The organism is Myxococcus sp. CA005, from assembly GCF_006518205.1.
GTDB lineage: Bacteria > Myxococcota > Myxococcia > Myxococcales > Myxococcaceae > Myxococcus > Myxococcus xanthus.
In genome coordinates this window covers 110809-130364 of record NZ_SRLV01000017.1, presented here as the reverse complement: position 1 = coordinate 130364, position 19556 = coordinate 110809, and the positions used below count along the sequence as shown (strand labels likewise).

Genomic DNA, 19556 nt, shown 5'->3' with positions numbered 1-19556 from the left:
GCGGTCGTCACACCCCGTTCTTCAAGGGCTACCGCCCGCAGTTCTACTTCCGCACCACGGACGTGACGGGCTCGGTGAAGCTGCCGGAGAACGTCGAAATGGTGATGCCGGGCGACAACATCGCCATCGAGGTGGAGCTCATCACCCCCGTGGCCATGGAGAAGGAGCTGCGCTTCGCTGTTCGCGAGGGTGGCCGCACCGTGGGCGCCGGCGTCGTGGCGGAAATCATCGAGTAATGCCGGGTCGGCCGTGAGGCCGCCGGGCTCACTGTCCCGATTCCGAGGGGAGGGCTGCGTTGTGGTAGCCTTCCCCTCTCGTATCTGGTGAGGTAGGTCATGCCGAAGGGCAATCGTTCCATTATTTCGCTCGAGTGCACTGTGTGCAAGGAGCGGAACTACACGACCACGAAGAACAAGCGGAAGAGCCAGGATAAGCTCGAGCTGAGCAAGTTCTGTCCTCGTTGCCGCAAGCATCAGGACCACAAGGAAGGTAAGGTCTAGGTCGGTAGTTCAGGGAAGGTTCTAGGCCAGTAGCTCCAACGGTAGAGCAGCGGTCTCCAAATCCGCGTGTTGGGGGTTCGAATCCCTCCTGGCCTGCCAACTCTCAGTAGTCGCGGGGCCCCCGGTACCTGGAGGTGCCGGGGGTTCCTGTGTTTTCGCAGTTTCGCGAATTCGCATCCGCAGTACCTCGTGAGGCACCATGGCGACGGCATCAGAGGCCAGCCAGCAGGCTAACCGCTCGGCGATGGATCCGAAGCGGCTCGTGGTCATCTTCTATCTTCTCGTCGGCATCGTCCTGGCCCTCTTCCTGGAGCGTCTGCTCGGATTGCTGTGGGCGCGATTCAGCTGGAGCGACCCGGTCCTCATCGAGGGCTTGGACTGGAAGGTGTCCACCCTGGTGAGCTACGTGCTGGCCGTGGGACTGGCTGTGGGGGCGTACTTCCACCCGCGCACCCATGCGCTGTCCATCGATGTGGCTTCGGAGTTGATGAAGGTCACCTGGCCCACCTGGTCGGAGACCAAGGCGTCGACCATGGCCGTCGTCGTGGCGTCCCTGGTTGCCGCCGTCATCCTCTTCTGCATCGATACCGCCGCCTACAACCTGATGGTGGAGTGGCTGCCAGCCATGTGGGGGAAGTTGTAATGGCGATGAAATGGTACGTGGTCCACACCTACTCGAACTTCGAGAACCAGGCGAAGAAGAGCCTGGAAGAGAAGGTCCGTTTGGAGGGCCTTCAGGACCAGTTCGGTGAAATCCTGATTCCGATGGAACAGGTCGTCGAAATGGTGAAGGGCGAGAAGAAGACCTCTCGCCGCAAGTTCTTCCCCGGCTACATCTTCGTGCAGATGGAGCTGAACGACCGGACGCTCCACCTGGTGAAGAACACGCCGAAGATCACCGGGTTCCCGGGAACGGTGCAGAATCAGAATCCGTTGCCCATCTCCGATCAGGAAGTGGCGCGGCTGACGTCGCAGATTTCCGAAGGTACGCTCAAGCCGAAGCCCAAGGTGCAGTTCGACGACGGCGACACGGTGCGCGTCATCGACGGTCCGTTCGCGAACTTCAACGGTACCGTGGAAGAGGTCAATGCGGAGAAGGGCAGGGTGAAGGTGCTGGTCAGCATCTTCGGCCGAGCCACCCCGGTGGAGCTGGACTTCATGCAGGTGGAGAAGACCACCGGCTAGCAGTTGATGCCGCGCCGTGTACTCCTGTATGGCGTGCGCGGCGTTCGCATTTCTGGTCCCCGTATTGGGGCCGGACTCATGGGTGGGAGGGCTTCCCCGTCTGGTAGCCCGCTCGCACCACCCACTCGAAAGGCAGTTGTCGTTCGATGAAGAAGATCACAGGTCAGGTCAAGCTGCAGATCCCCGCCGGCAAGGCGAACCCCGCTCCGCCGATCGGCCCCGCGCTCGGTCAGCAGGGCGTGAACATCATGGAGTTCTGCAAGCAGTTCAACGCGAAGACCCAGGCGGAAGCCAAGGAAGCGCTCATCATCCCGGTGGTCATCACCGTGTATGCGGACCGCTCCTTCACCTTCATCCTGAAGACCCCTCCCGCCGCCGTCCTCATCAAGAAGGCCGCGGGTCTCCACACGGAGAAGAAGAAGGGTTCGGGCGCGAAGAAGCCGGGCAAGGAGAAGGTCGGGCAGATCACCCGCGCCCAGCTCGAGGAAATCGCGAAGAAGAAGATCCAGGATACCACCGCCGCGTCGCTCGAGGCCTGCATGAGCACCATTGCTGGCACCGCACGCTCCATGGGCATCGACGTCGTCGGCTAGGCCGCCGCGCACCCACTCACGACAAGGATTTCTGTCATGGCTAAGACTGGGAAGAAGTTCCGTGCGGCCGCCGCTCTGGTTGACCGCGATAAGCGCTACGCCGTCGCCGAGGGCTTTCAGCTCCTGAAGAAGACGGTGGAGGCTCGCTCCACCAAGTACGACCAGACGGTCGACGTCTCCATCAACCTGGGCGTGGACCCGAAGCACGCGGACCAGATGGTCCGTGGTGCCGTGGTGCTCCCGCACGGCACCGGCGCCACCGTGCGCGTGGCCGTGTTCGCCAAGGGTGAGAAGGCCACCGACGCGACCAACGCCGGCGCGGACGTGGTCGGCGCCGAGGACCTCCAGAAGCGCATCGAGGAGGGCTTCCTCGATTTCGACACCGTCATCGCCACCCCGGACATGATGGGTGTCGTCGGTCGCCTCGGTAAGGTGCTCGGTCCCCGCGGCCTGATGCCGAACCCGAAGGTCGGCACGGTGACCATGGATGTCGCGAAGGCCATTCGCGACGCCAAGGGCGGTAAGGTCGACTTCCGCGCCGAGAAGGCCGGTATCGTCCACGCGAAGCTGGGCAAGTCCTCCTTCGAGGTCGAGAAGCTCGAGGCCAACTTCAACGCGCTGGTGGACCTGGTGATGAAGCTGAAGCCGGCCGCCGCGAAGGGCGTGTACCTCCAGGGTATCGCCATCTCGTCCTCCATGGGGCCGGGCATCAAGCTCGACACCATGGAGATCAAGACGCGCCACGGCTAATCGCCGTCCGGCCGCACGGGCAGGGGGACGCAGCCCTGACTACGGGTCAGGGCTGTCACCTGTCTGACGTCACAGGTTCGAAAGTTCTGGATCTTTGCTGAAGCCGGGGGTATAGGCCCCCGGCTTTTGCAATTGGGGCGCCACGTCGTGAGGCGCGGCGTCCCGACACCTGGTTCATGACAGCAGGGACCTGGGCGAAGAGGATGCATGTTCCGTTGGCAGCCGGGCAACCGGCCGGACGGCACCTTCGACCCCTGGTTCAAACGACCGCAAGGTCAGCCCTGCCGAGACTGGAGGTGCGGTGTGGTGCCTCTCGAGGCTCCTCTCGCTCTGCCACTTTGGCCCAGGCATCACGCCCGTCCTGAAAAGGCGGGCCCAGTAAGGAGGTGAGTCAAAGTGCTGAAGAGCGAGAAGGAAGAGATGATCAAGGAGCTCCACGAGAAGTTCTCGAGGACGACCTCCGCCGTCGTCGCCGAATTCACCAAGGTGGACGTGGAGACGGTGACCAAGCTCCGCAAGAAGTTCCGCGAGGGCAACGTCGAGTACAAGGTCATCAAGAACACGCTGGCGCGCCGTGCCGCGCAGGGCACGTCCGTGTCGGTCATCGCTGATGACTTCACGGGCCCCGTGGCCCTGTGCATCAGCTACGGCGACGTGGTGGCTCCCGCGAAGATCCTGGTCGAGTTCGCGAAGGACATCGAGGACAAGATCAAGATCCGCACCGCCGTCGTCGAAGGCCGCAAGGTCGACGTCGCCGGCGTGAAGGCCCTGGCGAAGCTGCCGGGTCTGCCCGAGCTTCGCGCGCAGTTGCTGGGCGTCATCAGCGAGCCCGCGAGCAAGCTGGTTCGGACCATCGCGGCTCCGGGTTCGCAGCTCGCCCGAGTCGTCCAGGCCAACGCGGACAAGGCGCAGGGCTGAGAAGCCCTCATCTGTTCGAGAAGTTTTTCTACCGCAACCTCTCCGGCCGGAACTCTCCAAAGGGGGAGTTGGCCGTTAGTCGAAACCAGAAGGACACATTTCAATGGCTGACCTGAACGCGATTGTTGACCAGCTCTCCTCCCTGACCGTCCTTGAGGCGGCCGAGCTCGTGAAGCAGCTCGAGAGCAAGTGGGGCGTCTCCGCCGCCGCCGTGGCCGTTGCCGCGGGCCCGGCCGCCGCCGCCGCTCCTGTCGAGGAGAAGACGGAGTTCACGGTGGTGCTGGCCAACGCCGGCGCCAACAAGATCAACGTCATCAAGGAGATTCGCGCGATCACCGGCCTGGGCCTGAAGGAGGCCAAGGACCTGGTCGAGGGCGCTCCGAAGAACGTCAAGGAAGGCGTCAACAAGGACGACGCCAAGAAGATCAAGGACCAGCTCACCGCGGCTGGTGCGACCGTCGACATCAAGTAGTTTCTACAGGGGTTGTCCGGTTTTCCGGGAAATTTCGGGCAGCCTCCTGACCGGATGTGCAGGCCGGCGCTCCCTGAGTGGGGGCGCCGGCTTTGCCCATTTGACCGTTGCAAATTTCCCGGCGCCGCCGCGCGTTACTGAAGTTTGCCCGCCCGAGCAGTCGTCCCCGGAGCCAGAATGCCGACGCAGATCCAGAACAATTTCCGCGTGCGGAAGACCTTCGCGAAGATCGCGAAGATCATCGACATTCCCAATCTTATCAACATCCAGAAGCAGTCCTACGAGAAGTTCCTCCAGGCGGACATTGCCGCCGACAAGCGCGAGGACCTCGGTCTTCAGGGCGTCTTCAAGTCGGTGTTCCCTATCCGCGACTTCAACGAGACCTCCTCGCTGGAGTTCGTGAGCTACCACCTGGAGCGCCCGAAGTACGACGTAGATGAGTGCCACCAGCGTGGCATGACGTATTCGGCGCCCATCAAGGTGGTGGTGCGCCTGGTCGTGTGGGACAAGGACGAGGAGACCGGCGCCCAGTCCATCCGCGACGTGAAGGAGCAGGAGGTCTACTTCGGCGAAATCCCGCTGATGACCCAGAACGGCACCTTCATCATCAACGGTACCGAGCGCGTCGTCGTCAGCCAGCTGCACCGAAGCCCGGGCGCCTTCTTCGACCATGACAAGGGCAAGAGCCACTCGTCTGGCAAGCTGCTCTACAACGCCCGCATCATTCCCTACCGCGGTTCGTGGATCGACTTCGAGTTCGACCACAAGGACCTGCTGTACGTGCGCATCGACCGCCGCCGCAAGCTGCCGGCCACGGTGCTCATCCGCGCGCTCGGCGCCGTCCCGGACACCGCGAAGAAGAACCCGCTGGAGTTCAAGGGCTCCACCGAGGAGATCCTCAACTACTACTACGCGACGGAGACGATCTACCTCCACAGCGCGGAGGAGTTCGAGAAGAGCGTCGAGCTCGAGCTGCTGCCCGGTCAGCGCGCGACCCGCGACATCAAGGCCAAGACGGGCGAGCTGATCGTCAAGAAGAACCGCAAGTTCACCCGCGCCGCCATCAAGAAGCTCGAAGCGGCGAAGATGAAGACGCTCCCGATCGATGCGGACGAGCTCTTCACCAAGGTGTCCGCCTACGACGTGGTCGAAGAGACCAACGGCGTGGTGCTCCTCGAGTGCAACGAGGAAGTCACCCAGGAGAAGGTCGACGAGCTCCTCAAGCACGGCATCAAGGAGTTCAAGGTCCTCTTCATCGACAACCTCAACGTGGGCCCGTACCTGCGTGAGACGTTGATGCTGGACAAGCTCGAGACCCCCGAGCAGTCCATCATGGAGATCTACCGCCGCCTGCGCCCTGGCGATCCGCCGACGCCGGAGACGGCCATCAACCTGTTCACCAACCTGTTCTTCAACCCGGAGCGCTACGACCTCTCCAAGGTCGGCCGCCTCAAGCTGAACTTCAAGTTCGGCCTCGAGGAGCCGCTCGACGGGCAGATCCTCACCAAGCGGGACATCCTCGAGGTGATCCGCTACCTGATCGATCTGAAGAACGGCAAGGGGACCATCGACGACATCGACCACCTGGGCAACCGCCGCGTCCGCGCGGTGGGCGAGCTGCTGGAGAACCAGTACCGCATCGGCCTGGTGCGCATGGAGCGGGCGATCAAGGAGCGCATGAGCCTCCAGGAGATCGAGACGCTCATGCCGCACGATCTCATCAACGCCAAGCCCGTCACGGCGGTCATCAAGGAGTTCTTCGGGTCCAGCCAGCTGTCGCAGTTCATGGACCAGACGAACCCCCTGTCCGAAGTCACCCACAAGCGGCGCCTGTCGGCGCTCGGGCCCGGTGGCCTCACCCGCGAGCGCGCGGGCTTCGAGGTGCGCGACGTGCACCCGACGCACTACGGCCGCATCTGCCCCATCGAGACGCCGGAAGGTCCGAACATCGGCCTCATCGCGTCGCTGTCCACCTACGCGCGCGTCAATGAGTTCGGCTTCGTCGAGACGCCGTACCGCAAGGTCGAGGCGGGCGTGGTGACGAACGACGTGGCTTTCTACTCCGCTCTCGAGGAGGAGAAGCACACGATCGCCCAGGCGAACGCGGAGACGGACAAGAAGGGCAAGTTCGCCAACGCGCTGGTGTCCAGCCGCCGGGGTGGTGAGTTCGTCCAGGCTCGCGCCGAGGACGTGGACCTGATGGACGTGTCCCCGAAGCAGCTCGTGTCGGTGGCCGCGTCGCTCATCCCGTTCCTGGAGAACGACGACGCCAACCGCGCGCTCATGGGCTCCAACATGCAGCGCCAGGCCGTTCCGCTGCTGCGCACCGCGGCGCCGCTGGTGGGCACGGGCATCGAGTCCATCGTCGCCCGCGACTCCGGCGTCACCTGCGTGGCCCGGCGCGACGGCATCGTGGAGAGCGTGGACGCCGGCCGCATCGTGGTGAAGGCGGACGTGCCGGCCTCGCTGAGCGATGTCACGAGCGAGGTCGACATCTACAACCTGCTCAAGTACCAGCGCTCCAACCAGAACACCTGCCTCAACCAGAAGCCCATCATCAGCAAGGGCGACCGGGTGATGAAGGGTGACGTCATCGCCGACGGTCCGGCCACCGAGACGGGCGAGCTGGCGCTGGGCCAGAACGTGGTCGTCGCGTTCATGCCGTGGCAGGGCTACAACTTCGAGGACTCCATCCTCATCAGCGAGCGCATCCTCAAGGACGACGTCTTCACGTCGATCCACATCGAGGAGTTCGAGTGCATCGCGCGCGACACCAAGCTGGGCAAGGAGGAGATCACCCGCGACATCCCGAACGTGGGTGAGGAGGCCCTCAAGGACCTCGACGAGAGCGGCATCATCCGCATCGGCGCCGAGGTGAAGCCCGGCGACGTGCTGGTGGGCAAGATCACCCCGAAGGGCGAGACGCAGCTGTCTCCCGAAGAGAAGCTGCTGCGCGCCATCTTCGGCGAGAAGGCCGGCGACGTGCGTGACAGCTCGCTGCGCGTCCCTCCGGGCGTGGTGGGCACCGTCATCAACGCCAAGGTGTTCAGCCGCAAGGGCGTGGAGAAGGACGAGCGCGCCAAGCAGATCGAGTCCATGGAGGAGGCGAAGCTCCTCAAGGACCAGAACGACGAGATCAAGGTCCTCCAGGACAGCGCGTTCGGCCGCATCCGCGGCCTGGTGCGCACCAAGGAGGTCCAGGGCAAGCTCGTGGATGACAAGGGGAAGATCCTCCTGAAGAAGGGGGACATCCTCGACGACGAGCTGCTGTCCACGGTGCCCTACAAGTACTGGGGTGAGATCTCCGTCGGCGACCCGCTGGACTCGCGCCTGCGCGACATCCTCCGCAACCTGGAGGAGACGAAGGAGGCCGTGAAGCTGGCCTTCGGCGAGAAGATCGCCCGCATCAAGAAGGGCGACGAGCTGCCGCCGGGCGTCATCAAGATGGTGAAGGTGTACGTCGCCATCAAGCGCAAGCTGGCCGTGGGCGACAAGATGGCCGGCCGCCACGGAAACAAGGGCGTCGTGTCCCGCATCCTCCCCGAGGAGGACATGCCGTACCTGGAGGACGGGCGTCCGGTGGACATCGTCCTCAACCCGCTGGGCGTGCCCTCGCGCATGAACATCGGGCAGATCCTCGAGACGCACCTGGGCTGGGCCGCCAAGGGCACTGGCGAAGCGCTGCAGCGCTACGTCGAGGCCAACTGGAGCTCGGACGCCATCAAGGAGCGCCTCAAGGTCATCTACAGCGACCCGGCGTTCGGCGAGTTCCTCGACAAGCTCGACGACGAGGAGATCAAGCAGCTGTGCCTCCGCTCCAAGCGGGGCATCCACGTCGCCACGCCCGTCTTCGACGGCGCACAGGAGACGGAGATCCACGCCCTGCTGGACGAGGGGCAGCTGCCCCGCTCGGGCCAGATGGTGCTCTTCGACGGGCGCACCGGTGAGCCGTTCGACCAGAACGTCACCGTGGGCGTCATGTACATGCTGAAGCTGCACCACCTGGTGGACGAGAAGATCCACGCCCGCTCCATCGGGCCCTACTCGCTCGTCACGCAGCAGCCGCTGGGCGGCAAGGCGCAGTTCGGCGGTCAGCGACTGGGCGAGATGGAAGTCTGGGCGATGGAGGCCTACGGCGCGGCGTACACGCTGCAGGAGTTCCTCACCGTCAAGTCGGACGACGTGGTGGGCCGCACGCGCATGTACGAGGCCATCGTCAAGGGCGACAACGTCCTGGAGAGCGGCCTGCCCGAGTCGTTCAACGTGCTCCTCAAGGAACTCCAGTCGCTCGCGCTCGACGTGGAGCTGCTGGAGAGCGCCCCGCCGGAGCGGCAGCGCAGCTTCGGAGGCGACTTCCTCGGCGGTGGTGACGGCGAGGAGCGCAAGACGGGAACTGAGGCCTGATTGCACGGAGCGCCCGCCTGACCGGCCGCCCGCCGTCCCGATAGGGGCGGGCGCGGCCGGAACGGGGCGGGGGCCCGAATCAGCTGGCGGCCCCCCTTGGATGTGGGGGCGCCCAACGAGATTTCGGAGGCAACGTGAAGGACATTTTCAACTTCTTCGAGAAGCCGAAGGACCCGCTGTCGTTCAACGCCATCCGCATCGCCCTGGCGTCGCCCGACAAGATTCGCCAGTGGTCCCATGGCGAGGTGAAGAAGCCGGAGACGATCAACTACCGCACGTTCAAGCCGGAGCGGGACGGGCTCTTCTGCGCCCGCATCTTCGGGCCGGTGAAGGACTACGAGTGCAACTGCGGCAAGTACAAGCGCATGAAGCACCGCGGCGTGGTGTGCGAGAAGTGCGGCGTGGAGGTCATCCAGTCCAAGGTGCGCCGTGAGCGCCTGGGCCACATCACCCTGGCCACGCCGGTGGCCCACATCTGGTTCCTCAAGTCGCTGCCGAGCCGCATCGGCAACCTGCTCGACATCACGCTGAAGGAGCTGGAGAAGGTCCTCTACTGCGAGAGCTACATCGTCCTCGATCCGAAGGCGACGCCGCTGCAGAAGGGCGAGCTCATCAGCGAGGACAAGATGCACCGGCTCTACCAGGAGCACGGTGAGGACTCCTTCACCACGGGCATGGGCGGCGAGGCCGTCCGCGAGATGCTCAAGTCGCTGGACGTGGAGAAGCTGTCCGAAGAGCTGCGCAAGGACATGCGCGAGACCACCAGCGAGGCGAAGCGGAAGAAGTACGCCAAGCGCCTGAAGGTGGCCGAGGCGTTCCGCGTCTCCGGCAACAAGCCGGAGTGGATGATGCTGGACGTGATTCCGGTGATTCCGCCGGACCTGCGCCCGCTCGTTCCCCTGGATGGTGGCCGCTTCGCGACCTCCGACCTGAACGACCTGTACCGCCGCGTCATCAACCGCAACAACCGTCTGAAGCGCCTCCAGGAGCTGAACGCTCCGGACATCATCATCCGCAACGAGAAGCGGATGCTGCAGGAGGCCGTGGACGCGCTGTTCGACAACGGCCGCCGCGGGAAGACCATCACGGGCCCCAACAAGCGCCCGCTGAAGTCGCTGTCCGACATGCTCAAGGGCAAGCAGGGCCGGTTCCGCCAGAACCTGCTCGGCAAGCGCGTGGACTACTCGGGCCGCTCCGTCATCGTGGTGGGCCCCGAGCTGCGTCTGCACCAGTGCGGCCTGCCGAAGATCATGGCGCTCGAGCTCTTCAAGCCGTTCATCTACAACAAGCTCGAAGAGAAGGGTTACGTCACCACCATCAAGTCCGCGAAGAAGATGGTGGAGAAGGAGCGTCCCGAGGTCTGGGACATCCTCGAGGACGTCATCCGCGAGCACCCGGTGCTCCTCAACCGCGCTCCCACGCTGCACCGTCTGGGCATGCAGGCCTTCGAGCCCGTGCTGATTGAAGGCAAGGCCATCCAGCTTCACCCGCTGGTGTGCGCCGCCTTCAACGCCGACTTCGACGGCGACCAGATGGCCGTGCACGTGCCGCTCTCCATCGAGGCTCAGATGGAGGCCCGCGTGCTGATGATGTCGACGAACAACATCCTCAGCCCCGCGAACGGCAAGCCCATCATCGTCCCGACGCAGGACATGGTGCTCGGCATCTACTACATGACCCGCGCCCGCGAGTTCGCCGGCGGCGAGGGCCGCGTGTTCGCCTCGCCCGACGAGGTGCGTGCCGCGTACGACCACGGCGAGGTGCACCTCCAGGCGAAGGTCGTCTGCCGCATCGACGGCAAGCGCAAGGAGACCACCGTCGGCCGCGTCCTCCTGTGGGAGGTCGTCCCGCGCGCGGTGGGCTTCGACGCCATCAACAAGGTGCTCGACAAGAAGTCGCTCGGCGGCCTCATCGACCTCTGCTACCGCCTCACGGGTGAGAAGGAGACGGTGCTGCTCGCGGACCGCGTGCGCAGCCTCGGCTACTACAACGCCACCCGCGCCGGTATCTCCATCGCGCTCAAGGACATGATCATCCCTGCGAAGAAGCAGGAGTTCCTGGACTTCGCGCGCAAGGAAGTGTCGGAGATCGAGAACCAGTACCTTGAGGGCCTCATCACCGACGGCGAGCGCTACAACAAGGTCATCGATATCTGGGCGGAGATCACCGAGAAGGTCGCCCAGGAGATGATGCAGCAGATCTCCCAGGAGGAGACCACCGGGGACCGCGACGGCAAGCGTGAGACGCGCAAGCAGCCGTCCTTCAACCCCATCTACATCATGGCCGACTCGGGCGCGCGTGGTAGCGCCCAGCAGATCCGTCAGCTGGCGGGTATGCGTGGCCTGATGGCGAAGCCCTCCGGCGAAATCATCGAGACGCCCATCACGGCCAACTTCCGTGAAGGCCTCTCCGTGCTGCAGTACTTCATCTCCACGCACGGTGCCCGTAAGGGTCTGGCGGACACGGCGCTCAAGACGGCCAACTCCGGTTACCTCACCCGCCGTCTCGTGGACGTGGCGCAGGACGCCATCATCAACGAGTACGACTGCGGCACCATGGACGGCCTGTTCATCGGCGCCCTGGTGGAGGGCGGCGAGATCATCGAGCCGCTCGGCGAGCGCATCCTGGGCCGCGTGGCCCTGGATGACATCCTCGACCCCGTGACGGGCGAGGTGCTGGTGCGCGCGAACGAGGAGATCGACGAGGACCGCGTCCGCCGCATCGAGAACAGCGGCATGGACAAGGTGAAGATCCGCTCGGTGCTCACCTGCCAGGCCAAGCGCGGCATCTGCGTGGAGTGCTACGGCCGTGACCTGGCCCGCGGCCGCAAGGTGTCCGTGGGTGAGGCGGTCGGCGTCATCGCGGCGCAGTCCATCGGTGAGCCGGGTACCCAGCTCACGATGCGCACCTTCCACATCGGTGGTGCGGCGACGCGGCGCGCGGAGCAGTCCAGCCTGGAGAACCGCTACGCGGGTAGCGTGAAGTTCGCGGGCCTCGTCACCGTGCAGAAGACGGACGGCACGCTGGTGGCCATGAACCGCAACGGCGAAATCGTCGTCGTGGACGACTCGGGCCGCGAGCGCGAGCGTTACCAGGTCATCTACGGTGCCCGCATCCTCGTGAAGGAAGGCCAGCGCATCGAGCCGGGCGTCCTCATGGCGGAGTGGGACCCGTTCGCGATTCCGCTGCTGACCGAGGTCGGCGGTGTCGTGCGCTACGAGGACATCATCGAAGGCGTGACGATGTCCGAGGCGCTGGACGAGGTGACCGGTCTGTCGCGTAAGACGGTCATCGAGTCCAAGGACCCGGAGGCGCGTCCGCGCGTCACCATCCGCGATGCCAACGGCAACATGATGGACCTGCCCAGCTCCCGCAACCCGGCGAGCTACTTCCTGCCGCAGGGCTCCATCATCACCGTCAACGACGGCGATGAGATCCACCCGGGCGAGGTCATCGCCAAGGTGCCGCGCGAGACGACGAAGACCAAGGACATCACGGGCGGTCTGCCTCGCGTGGCCGAGCTCTTCGAGGCGCGCAAGCCGAAGGACGCGGCGGCGATCGCGGAGATCGACGGCGTGGTGTCGTTCGGCAAGGACACCAAGGGCAAGCGCAAGCTCATCATCACCCCCGAGGTGAACGGCGAGCAGCGCACGGACCTGGCCAAGGAGTACCTGATCTCCAAGGGCAAGAACATCAGCGTCCACTCCGGCGACCGCGTGAAGGCCGGCGAGGCGATGATGGACGGCTCGGCCAACCCGCACGACATCCTCAAGGTGCTCGGCGAGAAGGAGCTCGCGCGCTACCTGGTGGACGAAGTGCAGGAGGTCTACCGACTGCAGGGCGTGAAGATCAACGACAAGCACATCGAGACCATCGTGCGGCAGATGCTCCGCCGCGTGCGCGTCACCGATGTGGGCGACACCAACTTCCTGGTCGACGAGCAGGTCGAGAAGTGGGTGTTCGAGGAGGAGAACGAGAAGGTCATGTCGGAAGGCAAGCGTCCCGCCGTTGGCGAGCCGTTGCTGCTCGGCATCACCAAGGCCTCGCTCTCCACCGAGTCCTTCATCTCCGCGTCGTCCTTCCAGGAGACCACCAAGGTGCTCACCGAGGCCGCCATCAACGGCAAGGTGGACTACCTGCGCGGCCTCAAGGAGAACGTCATCATGGGCCGGCTCATCCCCGCCGGCACGGGTCTGCCGAACTACAAGCACCTGGACATCGCGGTGGAGAGCCCCACCGACGAGGTCAATGAGATGGAGGCCGCCCTGGCCGCCACTCACGGCGACACCGGCCCCCTGGGCGAGCCTTCCCGCCCGGTAGGCACGCAGACGACCGGCGCGGCCTAATCCGCGCCCCAGCCGTCCTCAAAGCGTTCGCTGAAAGACAACCGCCGCTCCCAGAGCTTTCTCTGGGGCGGCGGTTTTCCTTTGTTTATGGCTAATCGCGTTATGGGCTCGTCGTTGGCTTGACGCTTATGGCGCGCTGCGTTAGCTGTTGAACGTTGTAGTGACGCACCTGGTTACCGCCCGGTGAAAGCCGGGATAGGGGAGGACGGTATGGCCACGACGAAGACCGAGACCGAGGCGACGCAGAACGAAGTTCAGAGCTCCGAGGCCGCTGCGAAGAGCGGACTGGCGCAGAATGTGGAGAGCTTTCTGAAGGCCCAGATTTCCCAGGCGCAGAAGCGCATCGAGGAGCTGGAAGGCGAAGCGGGCAAGGTCGTGAAGACCTTGGAGTCCCGTGGGCAGGAGGCCGCCAAGGAGGCCCAGGCGCTGTGGGCGAAGTTCCAGGCCGGTGAGCTGCTGACGGACCCCCGCGTGCAGGAGCTGAGCAAGCGCGCCAACGAGGCCAGCACCGAGCTGAGCCGGCGCGTGGACGCCGCGGGCACCGAGCTGCGCAAGCGCTTTGACGGTATCCAGACGCGCGTCGTCGAGGCCGTGGGCGTGGCCAGCCAGGCGCAGCTGAAGGACCTCAACAAGGAGCTGGCGAAGCTGTCCCGCAAGGTGGACTCGCTGCTGAAGCCCGTCCGTCGGGTGAACGGCGCGAAGCCCGCGAGCAGCCCCGCGTCCTCGCCGCGCGCCTGAAGTTCCGCCGAATCCCGACAGGCAGTGTGACCTCTCCCTTTCTCGGAGTACGAAAGAGAAGGGGGAGGCACATCGCCGTCGTTCCCTTCACGTCGGGGGTGTGCTTATTTCGGCCGTTCCCCGACCGGTTCGGGCCTGAACGTCTGGCCTGTACACCTCCCGGAGAGACCCCATGGACAACAAGCCCGAGGCCCCCCGAGAGAAGCACTCCGTGACGGAGACGTTCGAGCGTCTCTGGAGCCAGGCCCTGCTGGCGGTGAACACGGCCGAGGAAGAAGCTTCACGGGCCGTGCAGCGCGTGGCCGCGGTGGCGGGTTGGAGCCAGGACGAGGTGAAGCGCCAGGCCCGGGAATTCAGCGAGCGGCTGGCGGGCCACCGCAAGGACCTGGAGCACAACGTGGAAGAGCGGGTGCGCCAGACCCTGACGAAGATGAAGCTGCCCCGCCGCGAGGAGCTGGCGGCGTTTGGAACCCGGCTGGACAAGCTGGCCGAGCGCATCCAGGCCCTGGAGCACCGGAAGTGAAAGCTCCCGCCCCTTCGGGCGGGAGGTCTTTCGGTACGCGGCTCTTCGAACGTCTCCACGCCTTCAGTTCGGGTTGTTCCCGGCTCCCGCTGCTCGCGGGGGCGGCGCTCGTCGTGTCGGCGCGGCTGGTGCCGTTGCTGGAGGAACGGCCGGTGCAGCCCGTCGTCCCGGGCGTCGTGGCGGCGGAGGTCATCTCCCCCGAGGCGTCGCTCATCGACGCGGTGCTGGCGCGCCGGGCCCCGGACCTGGGCTTGACGCTGCGTCGGCAGCTCATCCAGGCCATCGCCGAGGAGGCCGGGCGGCTCGCGTATGATCCGCTGCTGATCCTGGCCATCATCGACGTGGAGTCGGACTTCACGGAAGATGCGGTGTCCGTGAAGGGCGCGCGCGGGTTGATGCAGATCAAACCCAGCACGCTGCACTTCCTGGCGGAGAAGGAAGGACTGCGCTTGTCCCGCGAGGAGGTGACCGCGGACACCGCGCTCTGCGTGCGGCTGGGCATCCGTTATCTGCGCTCGTTACAGGAGCGCTTCGGTGGGGACCTGGACCTGGCGCTGATGGCCTACAACGCCGGTCCCACCCGCATCCGCAACGCCATCAAGCAGGGCGAATTGGAGCGCTTCCGGCGCTATCCGCGCGCGGTCCGCCGGGACTTCCGGCGCTTCCGTGAGGGCCACGGGCTGGGCGGTGACTGGGCCTTGGCGCAGCGCGAGGTGCCTCCCGAGCCCATGCCCTGAGTGGGTGGGGTGAATCTCCGGGCAACTGGGACGCTCCAACGGGGTGTATGCGCGCCTTGTTCCGTCCCGCCGGGTGCGCTAAGCGTTCCAAGTGCCCGGGACTGTTGGAGATTCTCAGGAGTGACCCGCATGAAGAACCCCCTGTTCCCCAGTGCCGCGCTCGCCGCCACCCTGGCCCTGGCCCCGTTCGGGGCGCACGCAGGCTCCGTCTTCCTCAACGGCGTCAAGATTGACGGCGTCACCAACCAGAAGTTCGAGAAGGCCACCGTCCGCATCGACGAGGCCGGCAACGTGCACATCGACGCGCCGGGCTACGCGGCCCGCGTGACGGCGGTGACGCCTCCGGCCCCCGCCGCGTCGCCCCAGGCACCGGCGCCCGCCTCCCCGGGGCCGGCGGCCCCCTCCGCGAAGGAGCCTCCCGCGGCGCAGCAGGCGCCTGGCGCGCCTACGGCCCCCGGGCGCCTCACCCAGCGCTACTGGCTGGTGACGGAGCAGACGGTGCCGGGGATGACGGGGTACGACATCGACGTGTTCATCAATTCCACGTGGCTGCGCAAGCTGCGAGGCAACGAGGACCAGGTGGTGGTGGACATCACCCGCAACCTGCGGCCGGGGGCGAACAAGGTGACGTTCATCGCCCGGAAGGGAAACGCCGGGGACGCGCGCAGCAGTTCGCCTGCCCACGTGTTTCGGGTCATTATTGGCGAGGGCAACGAGGGCGGCGGGAACGTGATGATCGACAATCCCATCCTTCGCTTCCAGAAGACGGCGGCGGACACGCAGGATGCGACACAGGAGTTCACCCTCACCACGCGCTGACGGGTGCGGGGCTTCGGGTAACGGAGACAACCGTGTTCAACCTCGACGAGCGCTACCGCGGGCTGCCCGCCACGCGGGAACAAATCCTGGCGCTGCATACCTCCCTCAACGCGCCGCACGTGGCCATTCCGGGCAAGCAGGCCGGTCCGGCGCAGGCCTTTGTCGTGGGCCTCCGGGGAGGGCAGGGGACCGCGGCCGTCTTCGTGTACCTGTACCTGGCGGAGGCCGCGGACTGCGCGGTGTACCTGTCCGGCCGGCGCAACGTGTCAGCGGATGAGTACCGCGACGACGAGGGGGACGCGCTGGCCTTCGTGGAGTCGCTCGGGTTCATGATGGACGACGCCAACTGGCGCGCGATGGCCCCCGAGCAGCAGGACGAGCAGCTCAAGACGTTGCCGGTGTTCTTCAAGGACCCGACGCTCGTGCCCGCTGTGGTGGCGCGCGCCGAGGAGAAGAAGAACGTCACCACCACCCTGGGCCGCTTCCTGGCCGCCTTCTGAGTCACCGCCCCCTCACCCTCGTCGAGAGCCGCTCCCCATGTTCCGCCTTTCCACCGCGTCCTGTTCGCTCGCGCTGCTGCTGGTGTCCTCCGGTTGCTCCCACACGCCCACGGAGAAGGAGAAGCGGAGCGCCGAGATTCACTACGACCTGGCGTTGCAGGCCCAGCAGGCCGGCGAGCTCCAGGATGCGCTGCGCGAGCTGCAGGTGTCGCTGAAGAACGACCCGGACTACCCCGACGCGAACAACGCCATGGGCATCCTGCTGCACCTGGCGTTTCGCCGTCCCGACGAGGCCGTCAAGCACTACACCAAGGCACTGGAGGTTCGCCCCGACTTCTCCGAGGCGCGCACCAACCTCGCCAACGTGCACCTGGACCAGGGCCGCTACGACGACGCCATCAAGCTCTATGAGCTGGTCCTCAATGACATGCTCTACCCGACGCCCTTCATCGCCCAGGGAAACCTGGGGTGGGCGTACTACAAGAAGGGCGAGCCGGACCGCGCGGTGGAGAGCATCAAGGCCGCGGTGACGACCAACCCCAACTTCTGTTTGGGCTACAAGAACCTGGGGCTCATCTACGACGAGACGGGGCGCACCTCCGAGGCGTGCCGCCAGTTCACGCACTACCGCGAGAATTGCCCGGACGTGGCGGAAGCGTACATGCGTGAGGGCGTCTGCCAGGCGAAGCTGGGGCAGGTCGATGCGGCGAAGGCAGCCTTCGCCACCTGTGAGACCAAGGCGAAAGCTGGTGAACAGGTGCTGAAGGATGACTGCCGGAGGCTGCTGGAAAAGCTCTAGCGCGTTGGGTATCTGGGGACCCGTGGACCACGTCGATTTCGGCAAATACCTGAGCCAGCAGCGAGAGCTCCGAGGGCTCTCGCGTGACGACGTCGCGCGGGAGACCAAGATTCCTCCCACGCTCATCACCGCGCTCGAGGCCGGTCAGGTGGAACGGCTGCCCTCGCGCATCTTCGTGGTGAACTACATCCGCGCGTACGCGCAGGTCATCGGCATGTCTCCGGAAGAGGCCGTGCTGCGCTACGAGGAGGTGGACAAGTCCGTCCCGGCGCCATCTCCCGTGCAGTTGGAGCAGGAGCGGCGCAAGCGGGCCTACGTGGGGCTGTCCGTGCTGCTGGCGGCCCTGCTCCTGGGCGTGTACCTGTTCCTGGTGCTGAGCGGAAAGCTTCCCAATCCGCTCGCGCGTTGAAGCATCTCCATGGAGCGATACGACGACGACGCGCTCGTGCTGTCCTCGGTGGACTATGGCGAGTCCGACCGGCTCGTCACCTTGCTGACGCGCGAGCATGGGAAGCTGACGGCCTTCGCCGCGGGCGCACGCAAGAGCAAGCGGCGCTTCGCCGGCGCGCTGGAGCCGTTCATGCGGCTTCGCGTGCACATCGTGGAGACGCGCGGCAGCACGGTGCGGCTGGACGGCACAGACATCGTCGCGGGCTTCTATGCGGCGCGCGAGGACCTGTCCCTGATTGCCCGGGCCTTGTACGCGGTGGAGCTGTGCCGCGAGCTGACGCGGGACCATGAGCCGCAGCCGGAGCTGTTTGCCCTGCTGGAGTCGTACCTGACGCGACTGGATGCGAAGGAGGCCGGGCCCACGTCGCTCTTGGCTTTCGAGCTGTCCGCGCTGGCGCACGCGGGGTTGATGCCTCGGTTTGATTCGTGCTCGCTGTGTGGCGGCGCTCCGGGCGAGCGGCCTCGTTTCGACCAGGCCCATGGCGGCGCGGTGTGTGAGCCGTGTGGAGTCCGTGCTCGCGAGTCCGTGGCGGTGCCGGTGGCGCTGCTGTCGGGCCTGCGCGCGCTCCAGGAAGGGGCGCGCACGCCGCTCCCGCCGGAGCTGCGCGCGCGTGCTCGCGGCCTGCTCAACGTCTTCATTGCCCATCACCTGGGTCGCCGCCTCAAGAGCGTGGACTTCATGGCCCAGGTGGGCCTGGATTGACGAAGTTCGGAAGCGAGGGGCTCATGCCGCCGCTGGATGTCGTGTGCTTTGGCGAGACGTTGGTGGACTTCCTCCCGGCGGCTCCAGGGCACCGCGTGCGCGACGTGCCCGCGTGGCATCCGTGCCCTGGTGGCTCGCCGGCGAATGTCGCGGTGGGGCTGGCCCGGTTGGGGCTGCGTCCAGCCATGCTGGGCGTGGTGGGCGCGGATGAGTTCGGGCACTTCCTTCGCGAGCGATTGGCGGCGGAAGGCGTGGACGTGAGTCACCTGCGCCAGACGGCGGAGGCTCGCACCGGGCTGGTGTTCATCTCCCTGGATGGGAAGGGCGAGCGCAGCTTCACCTTCTTCCGGACACGCTCCGCTGAGTTCCTGCTGGGACAGGCGGATGTCGACGCGGCGTTCCTGTCGGGGGCGAAGGCAGTGCACTGTGGTTCCAACTCGCTCCAGTGGCCGGAGGCGCAGGAGGCCGCGGTGCGGATGCTGGGGCTGGCGCGCGACGCGGGCCTCATCGTGAGTTGTGACCCCAACTTGCGGCTGCACGCGTGGGAGGACACGTCTCTCCTGAAGGGCCTGCTGGCGCGGATGCTGCCGCTGTGCACCGTGGTGAAGCTCTCCGAGGAGGAGATTGGCTTCGTCACGGGGACGGAGGTGCCCCACGAAGCGCTGACGCGACTGGCCGCGATGGGCGTGCCGCTGCCCGTGGTGACGCTGGGCGAGCGTGGCGCGCTGCTGCAGTGGAAGGGGGAGTGCATCCACGTCGCGGCGCCGCAGGCGCGCGTCGTCGACACCACCGGTGCTGGCGATGGTTTCGTCGCGGGCCTGCTTCAGGGGCTGGTGCGCTGGTACGGCGGCGCTGGGGGGCTGCGTGATGCAACCGGTGAGGAGTTGGTGACGCTGGCCACGTTCGCGTGTGAGGTCGGGGCCCGTGTCGTGGAGAAGCTCGGTGCGGTGGATGGGCTTCCCCGGGCGGAAGTGCTGGCTCACGTCATGCCGTCGCGTCCGGACAGCTCTCGCGCATAGTGCTGTGACGGTGGTGTCGTCGCGTCCGACGAACAATCTTCTGTTGTCGTGCGCACGGTTTGACGCGGGCGCTTGCTTGGTGCCCGCGCTCCTCGTTGAC

The 19556-nt window shown here is 65.8% G+C and carries 18 protein-coding genes, 1 tRNA gene and 1 pseudogene; all 20 read left to right on the top strand.

Going from position 1 to position 19556, the window contains the following annotated elements; all coding sequences use genetic code 11:
- Positions 1-236 (top strand): annotated as a pseudogene (tuf, locus tag FMQ63_RS10520) (elongation factor Tu); the annotation flags it as partial.
- 99 nt (positions 237-335) lie between these two features.
- Entirely contained in the window at positions 336-500 is a 165-nt protein-coding gene (gene rpmG / locus FMQ63_RS10515) for a 50S ribosomal protein L33 (RefSeq protein ID WP_011553120.1), read from the top strand.
- A 23-nt stretch (positions 501-523) separates the two neighbouring features.
- Positions 524-599, top strand: a tRNA-Trp gene (locus FMQ63_RS10510).
- Positions 600-699: 100 nt separating this feature from the next.
- Positions 700-1143: a preprotein translocase subunit SecE gene (secE, locus tag FMQ63_RS10505; protein ID WP_011553121.1), complete on the top strand. Its 444-nt coding sequence runs from the start codon at positions 700-702 to the stop codon at positions 1141-1143.
- Positions 1143-1685 carry a transcription termination/antitermination protein NusG gene (gene nusG, locus FMQ63_RS10500; protein ID WP_011553122.1) on the top strand — a complete coding sequence of 181 codons (543 nt, stop codon included), beginning with the start codon at positions 1143-1145 and terminating at the stop codon, positions 1683-1685. The genes secE and nusG overlap by 1 nt, the downstream gene beginning before the upstream one ends.
- A gap of 146 nt (positions 1686-1831) precedes the next feature.
- A complete protein-coding gene (gene rplK, locus FMQ63_RS10495; protein ID WP_011553123.1) occupies positions 1832-2278 on the top strand; it encodes a 50S ribosomal protein L11 in 447 nt (148 codons plus the stop codon).
- Positions 2279-2314: 36 nt separating this feature from the next.
- The gene (rplA, locus tag FMQ63_RS10490) at positions 2315-3028 is read left to right on the top strand and encodes a 50S ribosomal protein L1 (RefSeq protein ID WP_011553124.1); all 714 of its coding nucleotides are present in this window, start codon (positions 2315-2317) and stop codon (positions 3026-3028) included.
- A gap of 396 nt (positions 3029-3424) precedes the next feature.
- Entirely contained in the window at positions 3425-3946 is a 522-nt protein-coding gene (rplJ, locus tag FMQ63_RS10485) for a 50S ribosomal protein L10 (RefSeq protein ID WP_011553125.1), read from the top strand.
- Positions 3947-4049: 103 nt separating this feature from the next.
- Positions 4050-4418, top strand: a complete 369-nt coding sequence (gene rplL / locus FMQ63_RS10480; protein WP_011553126.1) for a 50S ribosomal protein L7/L12 — start codon at positions 4050-4052, stop codon at positions 4416-4418.
- 177 nt (positions 4419-4595) lie between these two features.
- A complete protein-coding gene (rpoB, locus tag FMQ63_RS10475) occupies positions 4596-8822 on the top strand; it encodes a DNA-directed RNA polymerase subunit beta (RefSeq protein ID WP_011553127.1) in 4227 nt (1408 codons plus the stop codon).
- 134 nt (positions 8823-8956) lie between these two features.
- Positions 8957-13168 (top strand): DNA-directed RNA polymerase subunit beta', encoded by a 4212-nt coding sequence (gene rpoC / locus FMQ63_RS10470; RefSeq protein ID WP_011553128.1) that lies wholly within the window; start codon positions 8957-8959, stop codon positions 13166-13168.
- A 210-nt stretch (positions 13169-13378) separates the two neighbouring features.
- Positions 13379-13906 (top strand): hypothetical protein, encoded by a 528-nt coding sequence (locus tag FMQ63_RS10465; RefSeq protein WP_090494973.1) that lies wholly within the window; start codon positions 13379-13381, stop codon positions 13904-13906.
- 172 nt (positions 13907-14078) lie between these two features.
- Positions 14079-14429, top strand: coding sequence for a phasin family protein (locus FMQ63_RS10460; protein ID WP_011553130.1), 351 nt, complete (start codon positions 14079-14081; stop codon positions 14427-14429).
- Positions 14426-15166 (top strand): lytic transglycosylase domain-containing protein, encoded by a 741-nt coding sequence (locus FMQ63_RS10455; RefSeq protein ID WP_011553131.1) that lies wholly within the window; start codon positions 14426-14428, stop codon positions 15164-15166. Before FMQ63_RS10460 ends, FMQ63_RS10455 begins: the two co-directional genes overlap by 4 nt.
- A 129-nt stretch (positions 15167-15295) precedes the next feature.
- A complete protein-coding gene (locus FMQ63_RS10450) occupies positions 15296-15985 on the top strand; it encodes a hypothetical protein (RefSeq protein WP_026114167.1) in 690 nt (229 codons plus the stop codon).
- A 32-nt stretch (positions 15986-16017) separates the two neighbouring features.
- A complete protein-coding gene (locus FMQ63_RS10445) occupies positions 16018-16485 on the top strand; it encodes a hypothetical protein (protein WP_011553133.1) in 468 nt (155 codons plus the stop codon).
- Between the two features lie 37 nt (positions 16486-16522).
- Entirely contained in the window at positions 16523-17284 is a 762-nt protein-coding gene (gene tgl, locus FMQ63_RS10440; protein ID WP_011553134.1) for a social motility TPR repeat lipoprotein Tgl, read from the top strand.
- A 22-nt stretch (positions 17285-17306) separates the two neighbouring features.
- Positions 17307-17693 (top strand): RodZ family helix-turn-helix domain-containing protein, encoded by a 387-nt coding sequence (locus tag FMQ63_RS10435; RefSeq protein WP_011553135.1) that lies wholly within the window; start codon positions 17307-17309, stop codon positions 17691-17693.
- 9 nt (positions 17694-17702) lie between these two features.
- Positions 17703-18437, top strand: a complete 735-nt coding sequence (gene recO, locus FMQ63_RS10430) for a DNA repair protein RecO (RefSeq protein WP_011553136.1) — start codon at positions 17703-17705, stop codon at positions 18435-18437.
- Positions 18434-19456, top strand: coding sequence for a carbohydrate kinase (locus FMQ63_RS10425; RefSeq protein WP_011553137.1), 1023 nt, complete (start codon positions 18434-18436; stop codon positions 19454-19456). Before recO ends, FMQ63_RS10425 begins: the two co-directional genes overlap by 4 nt.
- Positions 19457-19556: the final 100 nt, after the last annotated feature.

Excerpts from the sequence above, each read along its gene's own strand:
- rpmG (WP_011553120.1), top strand. The coding sequence starts at position 336 with ATGCCGAAGGGCAATCGTTCCATTATTTCGCTCGAGTGCACTGTGTGC.
- secE (WP_011553121.1), top strand. The coding sequence starts at position 700 with ATGGCGACGGCATCAGAGGCCAGCCAGCAGGCTAACCGCTCGGCGATG.
- nusG (WP_011553122.1), top strand. The coding sequence starts at position 1,143 with ATGGCGATGAAATGGTACGTGGTCCACACCTACTCGAACTTCGAGAAC.
- rplK (WP_011553123.1), top strand. The coding sequence starts at position 1,832 with ATGAAGAAGATCACAGGTCAGGTCAAGCTGCAGATCCCCGCCGGCAAG.
- rplA (WP_011553124.1), top strand. The coding sequence starts at position 2,315 with ATGGCTAAGACTGGGAAGAAGTTCCGTGCGGCCGCCGCTCTGGTTGAC.
- rplL (WP_011553126.1), top strand. The coding sequence starts at position 4,050 with ATGGCTGACCTGAACGCGATTGTTGACCAGCTCTCCTCCCTGACCGTC.
- rpoB (WP_011553127.1), top strand. The coding sequence starts at position 4,596 with ATGCCGACGCAGATCCAGAACAATTTCCGCGTGCGGAAGACCTTCGCG.
- FMQ63_RS10465 (WP_090494973.1), top strand. The coding sequence starts at position 13,379 with ATGGCCACGACGAAGACCGAGACCGAGGCGACGCAGAACGAAGTTCAG.
- FMQ63_RS10460 (WP_011553130.1), top strand. The coding sequence starts at position 14,079 with ATGGACAACAAGCCCGAGGCCCCCCGAGAGAAGCACTCCGTGACGGAG.
- FMQ63_RS10450 (WP_026114167.1), top strand. The coding sequence starts at position 15,296 with ATGAAGAACCCCCTGTTCCCCAGTGCCGCGCTCGCCGCCACCCTGGCC.
- tgl (WP_011553134.1), top strand. The coding sequence starts at position 16,523 with ATGTTCCGCCTTTCCACCGCGTCCTGTTCGCTCGCGCTGCTGCTGGTG.
- recO (WP_011553136.1), top strand. The coding sequence starts at position 17,703 with ATGGAGCGATACGACGACGACGCGCTCGTGCTGTCCTCGGTGGACTAT.